18 protein-coding genes are annotated in these 22,773 nt (G+C 45.6%); 7 read left to right on the forward strand and 11 right to left on the reverse strand.

All coding sequences use genetic code 11. From position 1 onward, the window contains the following. Positions 1-526: 526 nt before the first annotated feature. From MHI12_RS22005 to hcp, 6 genes are all read right to left on the reverse strand, one after another. Complete coding sequence (locus MHI12_RS22005; protein ID WP_405170312.1) at positions 527-925, reverse strand: hypothetical protein; 399 nt, start codon at positions 923-925, stop codon at positions 527-529. A 174-nt stretch (positions 926-1,099) separates the two neighbouring features. Next, the gene (locus tag MHI12_RS22010; protein ID WP_405170313.1) at positions 1,100-2,125 is read right to left on the reverse strand and encodes an NAD(P)/FAD-dependent oxidoreductase; all 1,026 of its coding nucleotides are present in this window, start codon (positions 2,123-2,125) and stop codon (positions 1,100-1,102) included. Positions 2,126-2,131: 6 nt separating this feature from the next. Continuing rightward, positions 2,132-3,148, reverse strand: coding sequence for an ABC transporter substrate-binding protein (locus MHI12_RS22015; RefSeq protein ID WP_405170314.1), 1,017 nt, complete (start codon positions 3,146-3,148; stop codon positions 2,132-2,134). A gap of 102 nt (positions 3,149-3,250) precedes the next feature. Beyond that, positions 3,251-4,876, reverse strand: a complete 1,626-nt coding sequence (locus MHI12_RS22020; protein WP_405170315.1) for a helix-turn-helix domain-containing protein — start codon at positions 4,874-4,876, stop codon at positions 3,251-3,253. 226 nt (positions 4,877-5,102) lie between these two features. Beyond that, positions 5,103-6,512, reverse strand: a complete 1,410-nt coding sequence (locus MHI12_RS22025; RefSeq protein WP_405170316.1) for a PTS transporter subunit EIIC — start codon at positions 6,510-6,512, stop codon at positions 5,103-5,105. A 297-nt stretch (positions 6,513-6,809) separates the two neighbouring features. Next, positions 6,810-8,102 carry a hydroxylamine reductase gene (hcp, locus tag MHI12_RS22030; RefSeq protein ID WP_405170317.1) on the reverse strand — a complete coding sequence of 431 codons (1,293 nt, stop codon included), beginning with the start codon at positions 8,100-8,102 and terminating at the stop codon, positions 6,810-6,812. Positions 8,103-8,411: 309 nt separating this feature from the next. On the opposite strand from hcp, the gene MHI12_RS22035 reads away from it, so the two are divergent. Beyond that, positions 8,412-11,063 (forward strand): cation-translocating P-type ATPase, encoded by a 2,652-nt coding sequence (locus MHI12_RS22035; RefSeq protein WP_405170318.1) that lies wholly within the window; start codon positions 8,412-8,414, stop codon positions 11,061-11,063. 63 nt (positions 11,064-11,126) lie between these two features. On the opposite strand, the gene MHI12_RS22040 is transcribed toward MHI12_RS22035, so the two are convergent. After that, on the reverse strand, positions 11,127-11,510 hold the full coding sequence (locus MHI12_RS22040; RefSeq protein ID WP_405170319.1) for a VOC family protein: 384 nt from the start codon (positions 11,508-11,510) through the stop codon (positions 11,127-11,129). A gap of 248 nt (positions 11,511-11,758) precedes the next feature. On the opposite strand from MHI12_RS22040, the gene MHI12_RS22045 reads away from it, so the two are divergent. Continuing rightward, on the forward strand, positions 11,759-13,099 hold the full coding sequence (locus tag MHI12_RS22045; protein ID WP_405170320.1) for an MFS transporter: 1,341 nt from the start codon (positions 11,759-11,761) through the stop codon (positions 13,097-13,099). 156 nt (positions 13,100-13,255) lie between these two features. Here the strand turns inward: MHI12_RS22045 and MHI12_RS22050 are convergent, their stop codons facing one another. Further along, positions 13,256-13,912 (reverse strand): DUF2625 family protein, encoded by a 657-nt coding sequence (locus MHI12_RS22050; protein WP_405170321.1) that lies wholly within the window; start codon positions 13,910-13,912, stop codon positions 13,256-13,258. A gap of 102 nt (positions 13,913-14,014) precedes the next feature. Here MHI12_RS22050 and MHI12_RS22055 point away from each other — a divergent pair, with 102 nt between their 5' ends. Then, entirely contained in the window at positions 14,015-15,502 is a 1,488-nt protein-coding gene (locus MHI12_RS22055; RefSeq protein ID WP_405170322.1) for a DUF5123 domain-containing protein, read from the forward strand. Between the two features lie 131 nt (positions 15,503-15,633). Here the strand turns inward: MHI12_RS22055 and MHI12_RS22060 are convergent, their stop codons facing one another. Next, a complete protein-coding gene (locus MHI12_RS22060) occupies positions 15,634-16,617 on the reverse strand; it encodes a diguanylate cyclase (protein ID WP_405170323.1) in 984 nt (327 codons plus the stop codon). A 25-nt stretch (positions 16,618-16,642) separates the two neighbouring features. Next, positions 16,643-17,449 carry an alpha/beta fold hydrolase gene (locus MHI12_RS22065; RefSeq protein ID WP_127550103.1) on the reverse strand — a complete coding sequence of 269 codons (807 nt, stop codon included), beginning with the start codon at positions 17,447-17,449 and terminating at the stop codon, positions 16,643-16,645. A 219-nt stretch (positions 17,450-17,668) separates the two neighbouring features. On the opposite strand from MHI12_RS22065, the gene MHI12_RS22070 reads away from it, so the two are divergent. Together MHI12_RS22070 and MHI12_RS22075 are read left to right on the forward strand one after the other, a co-directional pair. Then, entirely contained in the window at positions 17,669-18,877 is a 1,209-nt protein-coding gene (locus MHI12_RS22070; RefSeq protein ID WP_405170324.1) for an MFS transporter, read from the forward strand. Beyond that, positions 18,874-19,437 carry a TetR/AcrR family transcriptional regulator gene (locus MHI12_RS22075; RefSeq protein ID WP_047843882.1) on the forward strand — a complete coding sequence of 188 codons (564 nt, stop codon included), beginning with the start codon at positions 18,874-18,876 and terminating at the stop codon, positions 19,435-19,437. Before MHI12_RS22070 ends, MHI12_RS22075 begins: the two co-directional genes overlap by 4 nt. An 85-nt stretch (positions 19,438-19,522) precedes the next feature. Here the strand turns inward: MHI12_RS22075 and MHI12_RS22080 are convergent, their stop codons facing one another. Beyond that, a complete protein-coding gene (locus MHI12_RS22080) occupies positions 19,523-21,157 on the reverse strand; it encodes a nucleoside hydrolase-like domain-containing protein (protein WP_405170325.1) in 1,635 nt (544 codons plus the stop codon). A gap of 327 nt (positions 21,158-21,484) precedes the next feature. Between MHI12_RS22080 and MHI12_RS22085 the strand changes: the two genes are divergently transcribed. Both MHI12_RS22085 and MHI12_RS22090 read left to right on the forward strand, forming a co-directional pair. Beyond that, positions 21,485-22,135, forward strand: a complete 651-nt coding sequence (locus tag MHI12_RS22085) for a hypothetical protein (protein WP_405170326.1) — start codon at positions 21,485-21,487, stop codon at positions 22,133-22,135. Positions 22,136-22,169: 34 nt separating this feature from the next. Beyond that, a complete protein-coding gene (locus MHI12_RS22090) occupies positions 22,170-22,724 on the forward strand; it encodes a DUF1697 domain-containing protein (RefSeq protein ID WP_405170327.1) in 555 nt (184 codons plus the stop codon). Positions 22,725-22,773 lie beyond the last annotated feature (49 nt).

Raw genomic sequence — 22,773 nt, forward strand, 5'->3', positions numbered from 1 at the left:
GCGAGTTTTCAAATCTAGTGAGACCCGAAACCGAACCTGAACGTGTTCAGCGTAGGCAAGCGCACTGAATCCTGAATGTATGAGAACGTACCCTTCAAGTGAGAGCAAGCGCTAACGAATCTGAGGCGTCTTATTCAACGATTTGAAGCGCGTGCAGAAATCTAAGGAACTTGAGACACTCTATATCCGATTAACAAGCCGTTTTCAGTGTTTTTATAAGGGGATTTTGGTAGATAACGTGTCTGATGTTCCTTACAATTTAAAAAGAGGAGCTGAAGGCCAAATAAGATGTCCTGAGTTCCTCAGAAAATCATCTATCCATTCGTCAAGATCGGCAGTCTGGGGATTTAAGACTCTTTATCCATCTCAAAAAAGGTTACACAAACAGCGCCCACCAGAACGATTCAGGTAGCGCTGTTTTATTGGTTTGAATATGTCACTATTTTCAATCAGGACACAACATATTTTATCTAATCACACAAATAAGGGTTCATATCTCAAAATCTTGCTGCTACTGACAAGAGTCTTACGAGAATCCTTGCTCATCTGCAAAACGGGGATGGACATCAGCACAAGACAACTCCTCATTAGAAAATCGAATCCAGACATAATCATCGTATAACACACCATGTGTTTGTTTTACGATCTCCGAAGCTACGTAATCATTCAGACCCAATGATTGCAAAATTTTATCGGCATGATGTCTGGTGCGAGGGAAACACCTGGATTCAAAGTAATCCAGTACATCCCCAACGGTTACCTTAGACTTGCTTGGAAAAGGGAGAAAAACAGGAGATACACTTTTATCTTGCCATACATCAACCGTTTGATTACTATAATCCAATTTCACTTTTGCTATCACCTGGTCATGCTCCAAGACCTCAAACTCAAGAGGAGAAGATATAAATTTGTTTATTTTTTTCATCTGCTACCTCCCATAGTGATCTTTCATATTTCTTTGTTATGATTATATCACTTCTTCAACTTGTATTTCATTTCCTTACTTCATCATTCAATTTAAAAAAGCCCGACAGAATTTCGAGGAGATCTCGAAATTCTGTCGGGCTCTTCAGATTGCCTTCCATCCGTGCAAACCTACTTACGTATTGGAGAGCGCTTTGTTTTTCTCATAAAACCGGGCATTGTGAGAAGATACACCCGCCATGTCGGAAGCAGCAGGTTCCAGATACGTCTTGGCACTGTTGACTGCGAGCACCGCATCGTTAAAAGCACCTGCTATCAGCCTGACTTTGCTTCCATAAGTGATGAAATCACCCGCTCCGAATATGCCTGGAATGTTGGTACGCATGCGCTGATCAACGGATACGCCGTAATCTTCCCGCGCGAGTCCCCATTGCACAAGGTTACCAAAATCACGATCATACCCATGGCTTACTACAACTTCATCCACTTCAACATGTATGATCTCACCAGTTTCTACATGGGCCAACTCGACACGGTCGATTTTATCACCTGTACCGTATAAGCGAGAGATAGTATATGGTGTCATGACTTTGGATTGAGCTTTCATCTGAGCAACTGGCGACTCGTGTCCGGTAAATTCATGACGTCTGTGTGCTACCGTGACTTCACTTGCTATCTTGCCCATTTCATTCGCCCAGTCGACTGCGGAATCGCCACCACCCGAGATCAGAACACGCTTCCCGGCAAATCGGGACAAGTCGGTTACGGTATAGTGTAGGTTCGTCAGCTCATATCGATTGGCACCCTCGACATCCAGCTTTTGCACCTGAGTCATGCCTCTACCCGCACATAACAGGATGGTACGTGTGTAGTGACGTTCGCCTGTTTTGGAAATGAGTACAAATACACCATCCTCACGTCGTTCAAGCTCGGCTATTTCCTGACCAAATACAATCGTTGGATCGAACGTTCTCGCCTGTCTCTCCAGCGATTCAATCAGCTTCTCACAGCGAATCGGATCAATCCCGCCCACATCCCAGATCAGCTTCTCCGGGTATGTACGCATGAATCCACCCAGTTCTTGTTTGGCTTCAATGATTTTGGTACGCATGGCTCTCATGCCACTATAAAAGGAGGCGTACATTCCAGCAGGTCCCCCACCAACGATGGTAATATCGTAGATATCCAATTGTGTCTCCATCGTCATCTATGGCACCAACTTTTCAACAACATAGTCCATCAATTTTACAGAGCCAATCGGACCCACACCCGATACGAATTGGCTTGTCTTCAACGGGAAGACATGATCATTCTTCACAGCCTCCAGATTCGACCACACTTGGCTTGCTTTCAGATCTTCCATAGATTTCTTCGTGTCATAACCTACGAGGGTTCTGTCTTCCAGGAAAATATAATCCGGATTCATCTCAGGCAAGAATTCCAGAGAGAACTGGCTAAACCAATCTGTAGAGTCTTTGATCGCTTCAGGACTATTCAGACCCAGGATATCATAGAAGAAAACACTGCTACTTCCTCCTTTGGGACCCATGAAACGGTAACGATTGTGCTCTACCCGGAGAACCAATACGGTCTTGTCTCCCAGGGCTGTCGCAATTTTCTCTTTCGCTTGTGAGGCTTTCTCGTCGAATTCAGCCAGTACTTTGGCAGATTCTTCGGTCTTGTCGAATATGGCAGCCAGCTTTGGCATAGCACGTTTCATTTCACTGTTGGCATCCAGTGCCACCGTAGGAGCGATTTTGGACAATTCATCATATACGCCCTGTTCCATACCTTCGCCAGCTGCAAGGATCATATCCGGTGACAGCGCAAGCAACTGCTCATAATTATATTGATATTGCTCGACTTCAATGATTTGGACCCCGTGTTCTTTCAAATAATCAGGGCGGTATTCCGCTTCAACTTCTGGAGTTAACAAAACGATTTGGGGTGTAACACCCATTTCAATCAGATACTCGGCATAAATCGAATCAAACACAACCAGGTTTTGAGGATGAGTTGGAATCGTTACTTCTCCAAACTGATCCTTCACCACCTTAGTCCCACTTTCAGTCGCTGTTTCTTTTGCAGTACTCGCTACTCCTTCAGTTGGAGCACCTGCTGTTCCAGCTGTAGCATTCTCTTCCTTGGTTCCACCGGAACATGCCGCCAGCATTACACTAATCACCAACAGCATGATGCCCAACCCTTTAAATCTTCGTGACATGATATACTTCGCCCCTTATGTATATTGATAATGATAATTATTATCAAATAGTATCAAATAAGAAGTATTGCTTCCATAGCATATCGTGCGTATTCAGTTGGATTATTGTGCTCTCTCATGAAGAGGTCCCGTAAGATTGCGAACGATCTGATTTAGAATCAGAGTGTGTCCCGTTATTCCGTGACCGTCTACCCACAGATGAGTATCTACGTAAAATACCCGATTATTTTTCACAGCCTTGAGGTCATTCCATTGCGGACTCTCCCATAGTTTCCTCATATTCTCTTCAGCACTGAAGTGCTGCATGATCCGCTTCTCCACAAACAGATAATCGGGATTGGCTTGCGTCAGCAGGTCAAGCGAACAAGGATTAAACCAGGCTGTACCTGAATCGAGTGCGTGCGGCAGTGTTAATCCAAGCTGTTCATATAACAAGTGTGATACCCCGTGTGAATGCCCACCCAGATATCGATAACCAAACGCTTCTACCCTCAGCAACATGACTGTGGACGCGGATTGGATGATGGGTTGCAACTGTCGCTTAGCTACGCTGACTTCATGTTTCATCTGCTGATGCAGTCTATAAGCCTCATCTTCTTTAAGAAACCAGACTGCCAATTGATCGAGCATTGGTTCTACATCTTGATGAAGTCCGGTAAGAATCGGTGCAATTGTGCGCAGCTCCCTTTTGACCTCTTCCGACAATACGTTTCCAATCAACATCTCCGGTTGAACTTGTCGAACAAGTTCTATCTCCACCTCATACTGTGTCACCTCCAGCATCTTCACTCCATGAGCTGTAAATTGTTCACGGTGATGTGGAGACAACAGGATCGGAGTTACCACTACGGCATGGGGAATGACACCCAGATGAATTATAATTTCTGCACAGATTGGAGAAAGTGATACGATCTTGCGCTGCGTCATCGTCTGCCTATATATCTTTGGTGATACGCCAGTCAACTGTTTGAATCGTCGGCTAAAATAATGAGCATCTTCAAATCCAGTCTTTTTGGCAATATCCTGAGAGGTTGCAGAGGTTAATAACAGTTCCTCCTGCGCGCGATAGATCCGGTAGTGGGCCAGATAATCCAGAGGTGGCTTACCATATCGCTCGCTAAATTTGCGTGAGTAATGCCATGGACTAATACCAGCGATCTGAGCTAACTGTGTACGTGTAATGACCTGATCATAATGCTGCTGCATATAGTCAATAGAGCGAAGTATACCGTGTTCTGGCTTCAACTCGTTATCCGGCTGTTTCCGATATAGATTACTTAACAACTCATATAACAAATGCTGATTGCCAACCCTTTCTGCACTCTGATCCTGTGTATGCACTTCACTCCAATGCTGAATGATACTTGCCAAGCCTCCACCGGACAGTTGCACTTTCTGATATGCCTCTCCTGACGGTAACTGCCATTCGAACTTCTCAGCTTCCCGTCGATCATGCAGCACCGAATATGTATCGAACTGAACATGCCAGCCTGCCAGATCCAGGTTGCCACCTTCAATGACCTCCATTACGGAATTCTCTTCAAGCGCAATTAATTCTCCATAGGAGACGTGAACTCGGTGTCCATTTATATTCCAGATCGCTTTTCCATCAATGATAAATATCAAGGTGTGACTGAAAAAGTGATGCAGCTCGCCTTTTGTTATCCAAGCGTTGCTTAGTGTATTCGTTGACTTCCATTGAGCAATCCATTCCATGTTGTCAGACATAGGTTATCCTTTCAAAGGGATTAGTAATCCAGATTTATAGGTTTCACTATATCAAAATACATGACAACGCCATAACCAACAAGCTATGGCTTGAATAAAATGAAGGACAGCTACTGAGCATTTCATACTTGTATTATTCAGATACAAATCAAAAAAGCCCGTACCATCAGGTACAAGCTCTTTCTTACAACTTTAACACTACTTTTTCAAAAGTACGTTCTACGTATTACTCAATGCTAGCTTTCGGTGCTGCCTGTCCCGATTTCTGTCCTTTTCCTGCCATCCAATACGTCAGTCCACCTGACACACCGAAAGCAATAACCACACCAATGCATGTGTGTAACAGATTCAAGCTACCCTCTTCGTTGAAGAGCGGGAGGCTGATCAAGTTCGGATTCCCCACCATAGCAAATGCCTTGACAGATAACAATCCGAAATATAGTCCACCCGCTGCTCCACCCAGCAATGCCGCATAGAAAGAGGATCTTTTTCTCATGTTGACCGCATACAATGCAGGCTCTACGACTCCCAAGAGTGCTGTTCCAGTAGCCCAGAAAGCCAGTCTTCTGGATGTTGGCTCTTTCGAGTGGATTCCGTTTGCAAGCGCAGCCCCTGCTTGTCCAACAATCGCCACTAACATGGCAGCAATCACCACAGAACCACCATTCATAACCATTTCATTAATGATGAGGGCAATCAGCCAGTAGTGTAATCCCATAACTAACATCAGTGAGAAGACTGCTCCCAGTAACATCACCGACAACACTGGAGCATTAGCTACTAGTGAATCCAATGCCTCCGGCAGATATTCATCAATCCAGGTACCGATAGGACCAAGTATCATCAATACTAGCGGAACAAGAATCAGTAACGTCAGGAATGGAGCTAACATCCCTTTGGAGAATTTTGGACTCCATCGTTCAACGACTCTTTCCAGGTAGGCCGCTGCACAGATTGTGAGAATGACCCAGATGGGCGTAGAGTAAAAAGCAGGCTGGGACACAAGTGGCAAACCCAGGAAATGCACCTCTTTTTCCCCTGACATCAGCATGGTCATCTCCGGATAAAACATGAGTCCGCCAATAGATGCTGCAACATAGATATTGCTCTTCAACCGATAAGCTGTGCTGATTGCTACCAATACAGGTAATACATAAAATACACTGTCTCCAATGATCCTGAAGATCGTAAAGGTCTGGCTGTCCATCAACGCAGAAGAGTCCGCAGAACTGTACGTATCCATTAATGCAATAATGGCGACTATAATTTTAATAACAGCGGCTCCGAGAATAGCAGGCATCAAGGGCCTGAACACATCGGATACAAAATGTAAGATCGAGAATCTGTTCTTCTTCGTGTGTCCTTCTTCCTGCAACGCTGTCCCTGTCGAATCCCAAGCATCCATACCCAGTAACGTATTGTAGATTAGTGAAGATTCATCTCTTATTACCAGATGACACTGCTCACCTGTTACCCGAATATCTGCTACAACATCTGCGGAGGCAAGAACCGACATGTTCAATTGTGTACTGTCCTTCAGTACCAGCGTCGTTGTGCCCTTATCGTGTTCTACGAGCTTGATGTTCTCCTTGCCACCTGCGAGTTTCAACCAATCTTCAATCTGTGTGTCATGCATTATGTACAATCTCCTCATGTTACGGTAAACCCGTGTTTTGTGATGTGTTATGATCTAATATGCCTCTATCTATATACACATTTCCATGAAAAAACTTCAATAGGATAAAAAAACTAATTTCCCTGACATTGCATGTTCATTTATACAAGGTATATGGACCTATGAAAGTCGAAAGAGCAAAAAAGCCTACTCTTATGTAGGCTCTTATCCATCTGTACTTATGAGTCATATTCTTCATACTCACAACCGACATTCGCAGTCATCAGATGGTGTTGCACGTAATTATACATCCTCATCCTAAGACAGTGCCAACATCGCGTTCATATCTTCTTCTGCCGTTGTAATTAACTTTAGACCAAACATATCCACGAGTACATCCAAGACACCTTCCGATATGAACTCAGGCGGTTTTGGTCCAATGCGAATGTCCTGAATGCCAAGGCTGAACAGGCCAAGCAGGATCGCAACTGCTTTTTGCTCAAACCAGGACAGCACAATGCTGACAGGTAACTCGTTCACGGTACAGCCAAAAGCATCCGCAAAAGCCATTGCAATTTTCACCGTAGAACCGGAATTATTGCATTGACCCAGGTCGATATAACGCGGTATGCCCGTATCTCCAACCGTACCATAATCCACATCGTTGAAGCGGAACTTGCCACAGGAGGTTGTCAGAATTACAGTATCATTCGGTAAGGATGTCGCGAGTTCACGATAGTAGTTACCACCTTTGCCTGGCGCGTCACAACCTGCAATAACGAAGAATCGACGGATATGACCGTCTTTTACCGCTTGAATAATCTCGGGCGCAAGCCCAATCACGGTCTCATGATGATATCCTGTCGTTAAGACTTGCTCCGATTGTACATTAGCCGCAGGCAGAGACAATGCACGTTCAATCAGCGGTGAGAAGTCATCATCCATGATCTTGGCCACACCCTCCAGACCCGCCACTTCGTAGGAGAAAAAGCGGTCTGCATATGTGCCTTTGATCGGCATGACACAGTTGGTTGTTGCAAGAATAGCACCCGGGAATTGTTCGAAAAGTCTTCTTTGATCGTACCAGGCTTTGCCGATATTACCCTTGAGATGGGCGTATTTCTTCAACGCCGGATAACCGTGCGCAGGCAACATTTCCGAGTGCGTATAGATGTTAATTCCTTTGCCTTCAGTTTGACGAAGCAACTCCTCCAATGCATACAGATTATGTCCCGTCACCACAATGCACTGTCCTTCAATCTGGTTCTGGCTAACCGTAATCGGTTGCGGTACACCAAAGCGGTCCGTATGTGCACGATCCAACACATCCATAATGCGGATTGCTGCATTTCCTACCTTCATCGCCATCTCCAGATGTTCCTGTACATTAAAATTCGAGTTCGTTAATGTCATATATAATGCCTCATGTGTAATCCGATCCACCTCAGGATCAGAATATCCCAACTGACGTGCATGTGTCGCATAAGCAGCGATGCCTTTTAACGCAAAAATCATCGTATCCTGCAAACTTGCGATTGTTTCGTTTTTGCCGCATACCCCTACTACGGTACACCCGCCACTCGGCGTCTGTTCGCACTGATAACAAAACATATGGTTTCCCCTCCAAACTTAGATTAAACGCAGTTCGTTATGTAATAGCGTAACAGACCCTGATATGAGCTAGTGTGATGGTGCACACAGTTTCTGATCCAACATCTATATTTGGTTCTCCAGACTATCATCCAAACTGGAAATAATAACATTCAAAAAAAGGCATATCTCGGATCATTATGAAAAATACTGTGTACAGCTAAAAACGTATAAATCCATAATCTTAAAAAAATACGAAAATGAAACGATTCTAGATTTTGCCCGTAAGGGTAATACACAGAGAAATCTAATATTCAAGGAGCTGGTCAATTGCAACATTACAGACACAGTGTGGAGGAAACCCTTCAGGATGTTCAGAGTTCCTCCAAGGGACTCACGACCTCCGAAGCTGCCAAGAGACTTGAAACGGAAGGATATAACGAGTTAAAAGGTAAAGATGCAACACCCGTCTGGAAACTGTTCCTCGAAAATTTCAAAGATCCGATGGTCATCGTGCTGCTGATTGCAGCCGCGGTACAAGTTGTACTTGGACACCTTATTGAATCATTGATCATATTCCTGGTTATTTTGCTCAACGCGGTGATCAGTGTAGTTCAGACCAAAAAAGCCGAGAGTTCTCTTGACGCGCTGAAACAAATGTCTGCACCCGAAGCCAAGGTCATTCGTGACGGGCAGAAAAAAACCATTCCAGCAAGGGAACTTGTTCCTGGTGATATTGTTATGCTGGATGCAGGTGATTATGTCCCGGCAGACGGGCGTATCCTGGAATCAGGAAGTCTGAAAATCAACGAAGGCATGCTGACCGGAGAATCCGAAGCTGCGGAGAAACACGCCGATGCCATTCCGGATGAAGCGCCTATTGGAGATCGTCGCAATATGGCCTTCAGTGGCTCACTGGTCGTATATGGACGGGGCATGCTTGTCATTACAGGTACGGCTCTCAAAACCGAAATCGGCAAAATTGCCGAACTGATTGAAAATGCCGAAGCCAAAAACACGCCATTACAGCGCAAGTTGGAATCATTCAGCAAAAAACTGGGCTTTTTCATCCTGGGCTTGTCGATTCTCATCTTTGGCATTGAAGCCGGCCGTGTATGGTTGACCGAAGGTACGGAGAATATCGGGCCTTCCATCGTAAATGCACTGATGTTTGCTGTGGCTGTTGCGGTTGCTGCCATTCCTGAGGCGTTATCCTCCATTGTGACTATCGTATTGTCACTCGGAACAAATAAGATGGCCAAACAACATGCGATCATTCGCAGACTGCCTGCCGTGGAAGCTCTCGGTTCTGCCAGTATCATCTGTACCGATAAAACAGGAACACTAACTCAGAACAAGATGACTGTCGTGGATTATTACATTCCCCATGGCACCAAGGACGAATTCCCGGATGATCCCGATCAGTGGTCGGAAGAGGAACGACGTTTGTTACATATTGCAGTGCTCTGCAATGACTCGAATATTAACCAGGAAGGCAAGGAACTGGGTGATCCAACCGAAGTGGCCCTCATTGCCTTCAGCAACCGGGTGAACAAGGATTACAATGAAATCCGTGACCAGTTCCCGCGTGAAGCTGAGCTTCCTTTTGACTCGGATCGAAAACTCATGAGTACGGTGCATACCTTCGAGGGACAGACGGCTTTGCTGACCAAAGGTGGACCGGATGTGCTGTTCAGCCGCTGTAGTCATGTATTTATCAACGGTGAGGTTCAGCCCCTCACACCCGAGATTCGCACACAATTTGAAGAAAAAAATGAGGCCTTCTCCAAACGTGCCTTCCGTGTGCTGGCCTACGCGTACAAAAAATTCGATGATAAAAACCAGGTCACCATTGATGACGAGCATGATCTGACACTGGTTGGTTTGACAGCGATGATTGACCCACCGCGTGAAGCGGTATACGGTTCTATTGAAGAGTCCAAAAAAGCGGGCATTCGCACCATCATGATCACTGGAGATCACAAAACGACGGCTCAGGCCATCGGTGTGGATATCGGCCTTGCCGAACCGGATGACCTCGCCATTACCGGTGCTGAACTGGACAAAATGTCCGATGAAGAGCTGGATCAACAACTTGAACATATCTCGGTATACGCCAGAGTATCACCTGAGAACAAAATCCGAATCGTGCGTGCATGGCAGCGTAAAGGCAAAGTTGCAGCTATGACCGGAGATGGAGTTAATGACGCACCAGCGCTGAAACAGGCCGATATTGGTGTAGCGATGGGTAGCGGAACAGATGTCGCCAAGGATGCGGCTGCCATGATTCTGACGGATGATAACTTTGTCTCCATTGTAAATGCGGTCAGTGTTGGACGGATGGTATTTGATAACATCAAAAAAGCCATCGCATACCTGTTCGCCGGTAACCTCGGCGCGATTATCGCCATTTTGTTTGCCTTGATCGTCGGCTGGGTTAATCCATTTACGGCCCTTCAGCTGCTGTTCATCAATCTGGTGAACGACTCCCTACCTGCCATTGCCTTGGGTACCGAAAAGCCTGAGCCAGATGTCATGCGACGCAAGCCGCGTGATATTAACGAAGGCATCTTCGCAGGTGGAACTCTGCAGGCTGTGATTACGCGTGGTGTCCTGATTGGTGCGGCTGTTATCGTGTCCCAATATATCGGACTTGGTATTTCGGAGGAAATCAGTGTGGCTATGGCCTTTACAACCTTGATTCTCGCACGCAGTCTGCAAACATTTGCAGCACGTTCCAACACACAGACGATCTTCCAGGTGGGCTTTATGACCAATAAATTCGTGCTTGGCTCCATTCTGGTATGTCTCTGTCTCTATGCAATCACACTGATTCCAGGTATTCGCGGTGTATTCGCAATCCCGGATACATTCGGCTGGAATGAGTTCCTGATTGCAGGCGGACTTGCTCTTGCTGCCGTCATTCTGATGGATGTCATCAAGTGGATTCGCAATCGCGGCAAACAAGTTACTGCGGTGTAAGATCTGCAGTTATAACATGCACAAACAGGCGCCCGTTATCGGAGCGCCTGTTTCTGTATCTAATTATCCCTGTTTGATGCCAAAAGCGATCCATCGTCCATCAACATCCTCGATCACAAACTCCTTGTTATTATAGTCTGTGTGATTAAGGACACGTACGATGTTCACATCGGCGTTGATCAATTCCTGTTGAAGCTCTTCCTGGTTCTTGGTAATAAAATATGCATCATATCCATACCCATATAATTCTCTGTTGGGAATGACCTTCTGTCCATTGCTTTGGGTTAAAATAATCTCGGTAAGATCACGATACAGGCAGATATGGGGTTCCGCGGCATCAAGATATTCGACCACCCGGAAGCCCATCTTTTCTTCATAAAACTGCGCGGTTCGCTTCATATCCAGAGTCGGAAATACGCTGTGGGACATTAATAATAAGTGAGTCATACTGTAGTCTCCTTCAAAATCTCTTCAAAACATGATTATGTAATCCAACCATCATCTTACCCAATTTCAGGGAACTAGTCTATAAATTCCGACTCTACATCACTTAATTTTACTTATACTGCGCAATATACAGTATGACATTATTGCCATATATTAAAATGAAGTGTAAAATGATATATTGCTTTTCATCACATTTTCATCAAAGCTCCATCCGAATTCACATTCATAGATAAGACAGGAATGGTACCGTGAAAGATAAAATTGTCATGCCACTCTGGACATGCTGTTTGTTCATCGTTGTGATGAATACCACCATGTTCAATGTTTCTTTGCCAGTCATTATTCAAGATCTACAGATCACCTCAGACTTGGGGTCTTGGGTCATCTCAAGTTATTCAATTGGTTATGCCCTGTCGACGGTGATTTACAGTCGATTGTCAGACCGTATCCCGGTACGCAAACTGTTAACAGTTGGGCTTCTGATCCTGGGGTTATCTTCATTGCTGGGGTTGTTCGCGCATAACTTTGCGGTCCTGTTACTGACACGTATTCTGCAATCTGCGGGTGCAGGAGTTATGGCCGGGCTGGGTCTCGTCATTGCAAGTCGTTACATCCCGGTGGAACGACGTGGAGCTGCTATCGCGCTGATCTCATCAGGTAGCGCCATGGCTTTTGGACTTGGCCCCATTGTCGGCGGACTCATTAGCGAGTACTGGGGCTGGAACGGACTTTTTGCCATAACCGTGCTTGTCCTGCTCGCTCTGCCTGTATTGCTCTATTTTCTCCCCCGTGAATCCGTCAAAACAGATCAGCCGTTCGATGTTATTGGTGCCATATTAACCGTCATTAACGCCACTACACTTCTGGTCGCGATCACCCAGCAGTCCTGGTTGTGGTTCGCCATAGGCGTTATCTCGCTTATTGCACATCTCCTGTATATTCGGAAAGCGAATCTGCCGTTTGTGAATCCACAAGTGTTCCAAACGCCAGGATACACCCGGTTAATCCTTATCGGATTCTGCGTACTGGTGGTGAATCTGGGCAATCTGTTTTTGATGCCGCTTGTGCTCGCTGATTTATATGGACGCTCTTCGCTCGCCATTGGTTTGCTGATTGCTCCTGGAGCTATTGTTGCAGCATTTTGCACCCGTTTCGTTGGACGGTGGATCGACCGTTATGGCAATATGCGATTTATGATCATCGGACACATTCTGCTCGCAGCTGTACTTGCCCTATTCATGCTCGGACTTGATCAGTCCGCCTTGATCATTACCAGTGGTTATCTCTTTTTCTCACCGGCACTCTCAGCATCTATGGCTTCCTTGAATAATGAAGCGTCACGTGTGCTTCCCAAAGCCCAGATTGGTTCAGGTATGGGCATGTTACAATTGATCCAATTCTTCGGTGGTTCGGTGTCTGTAGCCGTGTGTGGGCTGCTGCTACACAGCATTCCGGGAGTCTCGGTCGAGGAAGCTTATCATGTAGTGTATGCTTGTCTGTTAATCATCTGTGTTGTTTCACTCGGGCTGACCATCTGGCATAGCAGAGCTTCACGCTCAAGCATTAAACCTGTTACATTGGACAATTGATAATTGATGTTTAAAGTTCAGAACCAAAAAGGCCCGCGCCAAGCGCGAGCCTTTTTTAGTTTGGAACAGAAATGCCGTTTTTTTAAAAAGTGGATCACTCAATGAACTTGAACTTACCGGTTACTTTCCTGATTTCATCCTACAGCAGCATGCCAACTAATTTCCGTCCAGTGCGAACTTCCAGGCCTCCATTATGCTAATTGGGGCTTTACTGCTGCTCTCGCCGCCACCATCCTGCGTCCAAAGTGGTGGGTAATACGCGAATACTTGACCTGTCTGTAGCTGAGACATATCCTCTTGCCAGCCTTTCCAGCGAAAGGTCTGATAGAACTGCTCCAGATCGCCATTCGCCAGCCAGTTGATAAAACCTGAATATGCCAGTTCTGTCGATTCCCATTCGAGTGTATCCGGTGCAAAATAATAAATGTGTCCCGTGCGGCCATACTTGCCTGTATCCAGTCCGAAGAAACCGCCTGCCGCATCATATGCAACGACCATCATGCCTTCCAGTACATCTACCCAAGGTTGCTCACTCACACCATTCCAACTGGTGAGACTCCCCGATGTACTGTCACCACCAGCACCAAGCAGCGTGATCCAGCCATGGTCCAGTACAATACCTTCTGTCTCATAAGCAACAGCCCCCAAATAGGATTTGGTGCTTATTTGCAGACGATAGAGGGTATCCTCTCCAGGCTCTTGTTTTGCTGGAACATACACATATGTATTTTGCCCGCTATCCAGGAGTTCCTTGAGTTCTTCCCATGCGTGATTCTCCCGATCTACTAATTCAGCTATCGTTAATGTATTCATGAGCAGTCTCCTCGCTGATTTTATAAGAGCATATCATGGCTTATTAACCCGTTCAAATCTGCTATAATCTATCTTCAAAGCTAAATTCAAGGGGGAAACGATTTGATTCGCATAGTTATACTTATAATTCCGATTCTGATGCTGCTCGTATCCGGTTGTCAGAATCATACATCTGCCATGAAGGAACCCGTTTCGGTTCAAAAGTCTGATCCCCAGGTCATCCATTACATATCACCCCAAGGAAACGACTCGAATAAAGGAAGCATTCAATCTCCTTGGAAAACGTTGCAGCACGCAGCAGACCATGCTTCGCCGGGAAGCACGATCTATTTGCGGGAAGGTGTGTATCATCAGAAAGTCAAAATCACCAGGAGCGGTAATTCTTCCGCTAATCCAACCCTATTTTCAAGTTATCCTCAGGAGCAGGTTATCATTGATGGTAAAGGTTTATCTGTCCGGGGGATTGAAGGGTTGATTGAAATTGAAAATGCCAGTTATATCACGATTCAGAATCTCGAAATTCGTAACTTCACGACCACACTTGGGGGCCAAGTTCCAACCGGGATCTATGTCCACGGAGCAGGTGAGCATATTCAGCTGTTAGGCAATACCATACACGCGATTGCTAGTTATGCACCTCCTGAAGGTCCCGATTTGCGGGGCAGGGATGCCCACGGTATTGCCATTTATGGCACAGAGCACCCCCAAGCATTACGCGATATCATTATCAAGGATAATGAATTGTATGATCTTACACTTGGTTCAAGCGAATCACTCGCAGTCAACGGTAATGTTGATACCTTTGCCATACAGGACAATATCATCCATGATTCCGACAATATTGGTATTGATCTGATCGGGTACGAAGGTACGTCCGAGGACGACACGTACGATCAGGCCCGAAACGGCATTGTACGAGGCAACAAAGTATACGATATTACGTCCAATAACAACCCTTCCTACGGTAAAGACCTGCCCAATGATACCAACTCGGCCGGCGGCATCTATGTAGATGGCGGGAAAGATCATATCATCGACCAGAACCGGGTATACCGGAGCGACATCGGAATTGAGATTGCCTCAGAGCATGCCGGACGTTCAACCAGCAACATTACCGTGCGTGATAACCTGATTTATTCCAACAGATTGACGGGTATTGCCATGGGAGGTTATGACGAGGAGCGAGGAGCTACCGAGGATAGCAAGATTATGTACAATACGCTTGTGGGGAATGATACCCTGAATGCAGGCAATGGACAGTTATTCATGCAGTCACGGACAAAGAACAATACGTTCATGCGTAACATTCTCGTATCGGGCAGCTCGGAAGTACTGATATACAACGAATATACCAGCAATACCGGCAATGTGTTTGACCATAATGTCTATTACTCACCAGGTGAGCAGGAAGATGCCCTGTGGGTTTGGAAAAATAAAGCCTACTCCGGCATCGCTGCCTACATCAAGGGATCTGGCAATGATGCACACTCCATATATGTGAACCCGGCATTTATGGATGAACCGAGCGAAGATTTTCGTCCTCAAGCGAACTCTCCGGCTAAGGAGTATGGTTACCTTGCTCCGCGATAAATTAACCCTGAGTCTGCCATCTCAACTTAGTCAATCTTTTTCACGCAAATAAAAGGAGCCTGTGCATGTGGGATCATCTCCCTACATCATGCACAGGCTCCTTATTGCTTTCTTTTGATGCAATCCAATTCTTAACTTTTTACCATCTGAGCTGCATGTGTCACCCGGTTTCGTCCTCCGGTTTTGGAGGCATACAGGGCGTTGTCCGCTCTTTGGAACAAGGACTTTTCCGTATCTTCCTCTACTACAGTGGCCGCACCGATACTCACCGTAATGTTATATTCACCCCAGTCGGCTGAAGCAACCTGTGAACGATATCGTTCTGCAATACCAATCGCCTGCTCCTCTTCACACTCTGGAAGAATGACAACAAATTCCTCTCCACCGTAACGTGCAACCACATCCGTACTTCGCGACAACGATTGCAGCAGTCCTGCCAGATTGCCGAGTACCAGATCTCCGATCGGATGTCCGTACGTATCATTAATGCTTTTGAAATGATCAATGTCCACAACAAGAAGGGAGAAATTACGTTGTTTCTGCTGGAACACCATCAAGCTTTCAACCATTTTTTCCTGGAAAAACCTGCGGTTCTTCAATCCTGTCAACAAGTCGGTGGAGGCCAGTGTCTCCAACTGATCATTCACTTTGATTAACGCCTGCTCTTTAATTTTATATTCCTCATGCAGTCGTTCAAGCTCCTTGTTCGCTTCTTGCGTCGCTTGATACAGCTCCTGTAGTTTGGTTTTGGTATGCAAAATATCCTTCTCATGTTCGATTCGCTTACGCATGACTACAACGACACAATCTACCACGTTTTCCCCATTACGGGTCTGGCGAACACCGTTAAGCAGAACAGGAACAGCCTGCTGATCACGGGTACGGAACGTGAAGTACATCTCGTCCACATGTCCATATAACTGGATGTAGGGATAGAAATACGTATGGAAAAACACCTTGTTGCTTACCGACATGGTCGATTCAATATGTTGCCCTATGAGCTCATCGCGTTCATATCCAAGCATCGTAAGCAAAGTTTGATTAACCGACTGTACGACGCCCGAATCAGAGATAGAGAAGTATCCACAGGGAGCCAGATCTAATTGTATATCCATGGAATAACTGCCTTTCTTCCGCGTTTTATGCGCTCGTTAAATAATCCTTAATCATTCGGATGGTTTCTTCCGGTTGACTTAGATGTGGATAATGTCCCTTGGCCGTCATCTGTTGCAACCTGCTATTCTTCAGATGAGCGTGTAAATAATCCCCTACTTCTACCGGGGCAATGCTGTCATCCGAGCACTGAAGAATTAATGTTGGCACAGTTGCCTGCTCCAGATCAATACGACAGTCAGATAAAAACGTCACTTCGGCAAATTGTCTCGCAATATGCGGATCTCTGGAGCAGAAGCTTTTCTCCAACTCTTCCGTCAGCTCTTTCCGTTCCGGATTGTTCATCACAATGGGTGCCAGATAACTCGCCCACCCAATAAAATTCATCTGCATCATCTCAAGTAATTCATCGATATCATTCCGATCGAAACCTCCATAATAATTCGGCAGATCATTCACGTAACGTGGGGAGGGCCCTAACATTATAATTTTTTTGAAATATTTGGGGTTCTGAATCGATGCCAGCATACCAATCATACTGCTGACGGAATGCCCGACAAATATGGTGTCCTTTAGCTCGAGCGCTTCCATAACTTCCAGCACATCCTGGGCGTATCCTTGAAGGTTGCTATATTTGACAGCATCATAATAGTTAATTTGAGATTCGCCAGATCCAACATAATCAAACAACACCACACGGTAGTTCTCCATAAAACCTGGAATAATGTAACGCCACATATCCTGATCGCATCCAAAACCATGAGCAAATACAATCGTTTGGCTACCCGAGCCAAGTACCTTAACATTATTTCTTACAAGTATATCAACCGTCATAGCATATCACCTCTCCGAGGTAGTATTCGCTTGAATCATTTTATCTGATTATTATACCGGAAAATGTTGGGATATGAATTAAAAATGTTTAATAATTTCTCTCATCCACCAAAAAATCATGACCCCCTGCTCTGAATGCGCGCTTTACAATCTGACTATCGTCAGGTAAAATCAGTTCAACATGTCGCGCGACAGAGATCAACATTACGGAGGAAAACCATGAGTACTTCAACACATAGCTCTACACCTCAGCAACTCTGGGGAAGATCATTCCTATTTATCATGTTAGCCAACGCATTATTGTTTATGGCATTTGAAATGTTGCTTCCCACCTTGCCTTTGTTTGTCTCAAGTCTTGGTGGCGAAGCCTCCCAGATTGGGCTTGTTACCGGCGTATTTATGTTTTCTGCCATCTTGATTCGACCCTTCACATCTGTTTTGGCAGCTCGAATAGACAAAAGATATCTATTGATTATCGGCATCACTATCTGTGCATTAATGACAGGCGCATACTACCTATCGTCAGGTATTTGGATGATTCTTGTATTTCGAGTGATCCACGGTTTCGGATTTGGTTTGGCTACGACATATTTTGCAACGATTGCCACTGAAAACATACCAAGAGATCGCCGGGGAGAAGGTATGGGGTATTTCGGCGTAGGGGAGACGGTCGCTATATCCATCGGTCCATTGATTGGAACAAGCCTGTTGTTTAGGTACGACTACCAGAGCCTGTTTATGGGAGGTATGTGTATTTTGCTGTTAGCTCTCCTGATGACAGTGTTTGTATCCAGAAAGCCGAAAACAGGAGGTAGTAGGGAGTCTATGCAAACTCATGTCCCTTCGGTGAAACTGATTGAAAAGAAGGTACTCTTCCCTTCCCTTCTCATTATGCTCGTTGGTATTGCAGCGGGTTCAATCATGTCCTTTGTGGCTTTATTCGCCGCCGAAAGAGGGTTCGAGAATATAGCCTGGTTTTTCTTCATCGTCGCCATCGCAAGCTTCGCCGTTCGACTGTTCTCGGGGAGAATGTTTGATCGATGGGGACCAGGTTCCGTGTTGTTACCTTCTGCCGTGTTTGCAATCGCGGGGCTACTGGTTCTGATTATCGCCCAGAGTGATGTGCAATTCCTGATCGCCGGTGCGTTATACGGCTTTGGTTTTGGTGCCATATTCCCGGCGATTCAGACCTGGTGTGTGAATCTTGTAGAAGAACATGAGCATGAAAATGCGATGGCTTCCTTCTTTAATTTTTTTGACCTCGGAATTGGTGGGGGTTCGTTGATTCTGGGCGTGGTGGCTTCTGCATTTTCCTATACGGTGGTGTATGCTATCTCTATAGGCATTTTTGTGGTATATATCTTGTTATATTTGGTATACTCCCAAAAACAGCAGGTATACAGCTCGCCAACTGGAGGTAGACATTGAGTAAAAAACGAATCAAGGAAATTGCCATTCAACATTTTAATCGTCTGGGTTACGAGGGGACCAAGATGGCGCAGATTGCCGAAGAGGCAGGCATTCGCAAGCAATCCCTGGCTTATCATTATTCATCCAAAAAAGCGTTATTGCTGGAGTTATATGAGGAAGTTGTGCAGGAGGAACAACAGTTTGTACGCCAATTTTTCAGCGAGTCTGTTACCCAAACTCTGGATCAGCAGTTATATGCCTTTTTGCATGAACACAAAAATCGCTTTCTGACTCATCCAAACGTTGCTTTTATGTATATCCTGTCCTTTATCACACCGCTGGAGGTGCATGATTTTGTGCTGGCCCAATATCGAACGTACCTCGGGACACTGAAGGAAGAGCTGGCAGCCGTATTTACCAGACATTCCGATATACGCCTGAGTCCGGAAGAAGCCACCGTAGCTTTTGTCACCGTGATGGATGGATTGGATGTACAGCTCGTGTATGAGACACGGCAATCCTATGAACAAGCTTTGGCAATCACCTGGAATGTCTTCTGGTCAGGCATCCAGCGTTAACGGATCAATTACGATCAGACTACACAAATAAGAGGGGTGTCCCGCCAGCCATGTTGATGACTTTTGGGACTGCCCCTCTATTTCTTTATTTCACGGTTAGGATCACACGTTGATAATGCTTCAACTGATGCTCTCCATCATCCTGTACTTCGGCAACGATATGAAGAGTATCACCCGATTTGGCATCGTCAGGAACGGTAAATGTCACCGCTTCGGTGTCACTGCCCTGCAATTTTATCGTATCCACCTGCTCATCCTTGGCAAGTTCACGATGTAATCCAAGCTGCAGATCACCCGCCATTTCAGGCTGAACTTTATTCGGTGTTACTTTGGAATCCTCATACGTGTCCGCTTCGAAATATCTCCACCACGTATACGTCAGTTGATCTCCATCCGGGTCTTTACCCTCCGCGTGAAGAGTAACTTCCTCCCCGGGACTAACACTTAGATCCACCCCTTCCTTAATCGTTAAAGACGGATTATGGTTGGCACCTTCGTAAGTGTCTGCAACTGCCCAGTCTGCACGTGCTGCAAAATCATCCTGCACATCGTCAAACCATCTCATCAGAGAGTATTCGGCTTCATAGCGTTTGGTGTAGGGATCGTAATCAAGCACATTGTTTCTAAACAGCTTGTCGTTCACAACGCCAAAGCGTCCACCCCAACCGCCGTAAGAAGGGTCTTCCATACTGCGCAGCCCATTATCGATCAGATAGAAGAAGGATGGAGAATCTCCCTCAGATATAAAATCGTATTTGTCATATTGAGGATTGTTCTTGAGATATTCGGCACTTCCGCGCTGTTCTTCGGCCAGTTCGCCTTCGATCATCTTGCCGTCACCCATCGACGCATACATATCCATCAGCTTGCCATGTCCATCCAGAATGTTCTTGACCATCCAGTCGCCATGAAGCTTACTGTTCACTTCTTCAGCATGCATCTTCCATGCATAGGCAAAATGCCAGAAGTTCGATTGGTCATTGAGAATGCGGATATCCGGCCAATTCTTCGCAATGTATTCGTTGTAGCTGTCATCCTGATCGAGGATGATGTACAGGACCAGTTTGTCACTGACTTTTTTGCGAATCGTATCCCACTCGGCCGTGTCTTTATACTGTTCCTCAATCGATTTTAGCGCTCTGGCCGTAGTATTGGTGCCACCCCATGTCTGAACAATCAGATCTCGGGAATCATCGTCGAGGAAAAGAGTTTCAAGGAATTCGGAACCTTCCGTTTCCTTCTCCATCTCCCCTTTATCGGAAATATTCCCGATCTTGGTCATCGCTCGAAGCTGTTCCGGCTCCGGGTAGCCCTCCGCATGTTTGGACAAGTTCGGATAGATCTCGCCATAGGCATCGATCATGTCATACACCCATTGTGTGCCTGTCCAGCGGAATGGTTGGATCCCTGCTTCCTCGTCTCCAGCATAATGATACACGGAGCTGGTCAGTACAATGCCGGCGAGATCCATCTCATTCGAATACAAGAGGAAACGAATGACCGAGTTCATATCATCCACTTCACCATCGGTTGTAATCACCGTTCTGCCTTTGGCAGCTTGGTTGTTTGCAGGTTCCTGGGTTTCATTTTCCGTCTGCTCTGTTGCCTGATTCGGTGTGTCACTCGCGGTTTGTGGTGCTTTGGATGCGCATCCACTAATCACCAGAATTATACTGAGACAACCTGCGGCAAAACCGTTTAACCATTTTCTCTTGTTCATAATGCTCCCCTTTCTTGTGTACAGCGTGATGTTGGTGTCGGGATAAGTACGTCCTCTGTTTTTCTATCCTTAATATGGACCGTAGAATGCAAAAAAACCCGAACAACAATACGAATGGCACAAAGTCCACGCATAGTGATGTTCAGGTTTTGCCTGCCCGAAGCAGTAACAATCCTTATTTGAGTGAAAGTATATCATGTCCACTCATGAATGTAAACGTATTCAAATTTTTTTTGAATTTATCTTTGATATAGTATAATGCTTATAGCCAAGAATCAAACGAATCGGCCTGTTATTATATCATGTTATTAGGAGGACTCAGACATCATGCAACAGCTGGATGCGGCCTTGAGCCGTTTTGTGGAACAGCAGGATTTATACAATGAAGCTTATGGACTTTTCAAAAATCATGATCTGCGTCCACGCGAACAACATCACCGGCCGGAAGTGGATACACGAATAGCTCTTTCTCCAGAACTTCAGTATCTGTACAGTCATTATGAAATGATAGATGCCAGTGCTGAAGGTACACTTAAAATGAAAAATGCCGCCGTCGAAATCAGTGATGCAGCGCTGATTTCCTTTGTCGCACCTGAACATCTGCTTCGTCAGCAACTGGGGTTCCGCTGGATTGGCATGAATGAACCTTATGAGGAGTCCTCCACTTGGCCAAAAAATCACGTCGTCATCGCAAACTTTAACGATGATCCGTTAATTGTAGATGTGGAAGCACCAAACTCTCCCGTATATGCCGCTTTTACAGGTGGAGAACCAAACCGTGTTGCTGATTCGCTGTCAGACTTTTTCAGTGCACTAGCCATCCTGATTGAGGCAGCGCGCACCTATGCCGGGGAAGTGAAAGATGAAGAAACCTATGAAACCAAGCCAGAGTATCTGGAGCATGTGGAACCTTTATTGCAAGATCTGTTGGGAGAAGAGTATACCGCTCATCTTTTCGAGTATCTGTCCTTTTGTTAAAACGGTGAATTGAAGGAATTGGAGGGGCGCCCATATGATCTATGTGGCTTTGCTACGAGGCATTAATGTAGGCGGGAATAATAAAATCAATATGAAGCAGCTGAAAGAAACGTTTGAACAAGCAGGCATGCTGGACGTCGTTACCTATATCAACTCTGGCAATATTATTTTTGCCGATCATCAGGAACGTGCCGATGCGAATAGGGAGATATCCCATGTGTTAGAACAGGCCATCGCCGCCGATTTTGGCTTACAGATCAGGGTAATGGTGCGGAATATGGATGAAATCTATAGCGTTATTCATGCGCTGCCAGAAGAATGGGTTAATGATGACACGGCCAAAAGTGATGTAATGTTCCTCTGGGATGAGATCAATGAGCCCTCCGTGCTGGACCAACTGCCCATCAAACCGGGAATCGGCACACTAATCTATGTTCCCGGAGCGATTTTATACTCAGTCAGCAGAGAGGATGCATCCAAAAGTGGCATGAACAAGCTTGTGGGATCCAAAGTATATGCCTATATGACGGTTAGAAATGTGAATACCACACGTAAGATCTATGCCCTGATGCAAGCAGCAGAGAAATAATACAGACAGGTAGAGATGATGCCACGCAGCTTGTGGCAATTGGGGGTAG

Source organism: Paenibacillus sp. FSL H8-0280 (assembly GCF_045040665.1).
GTDB classification, from domain to species: Bacteria; Bacillota; Bacilli; order Paenibacillales; family Paenibacillaceae; genus Paenibacillus; species Paenibacillus xylanexedens_A.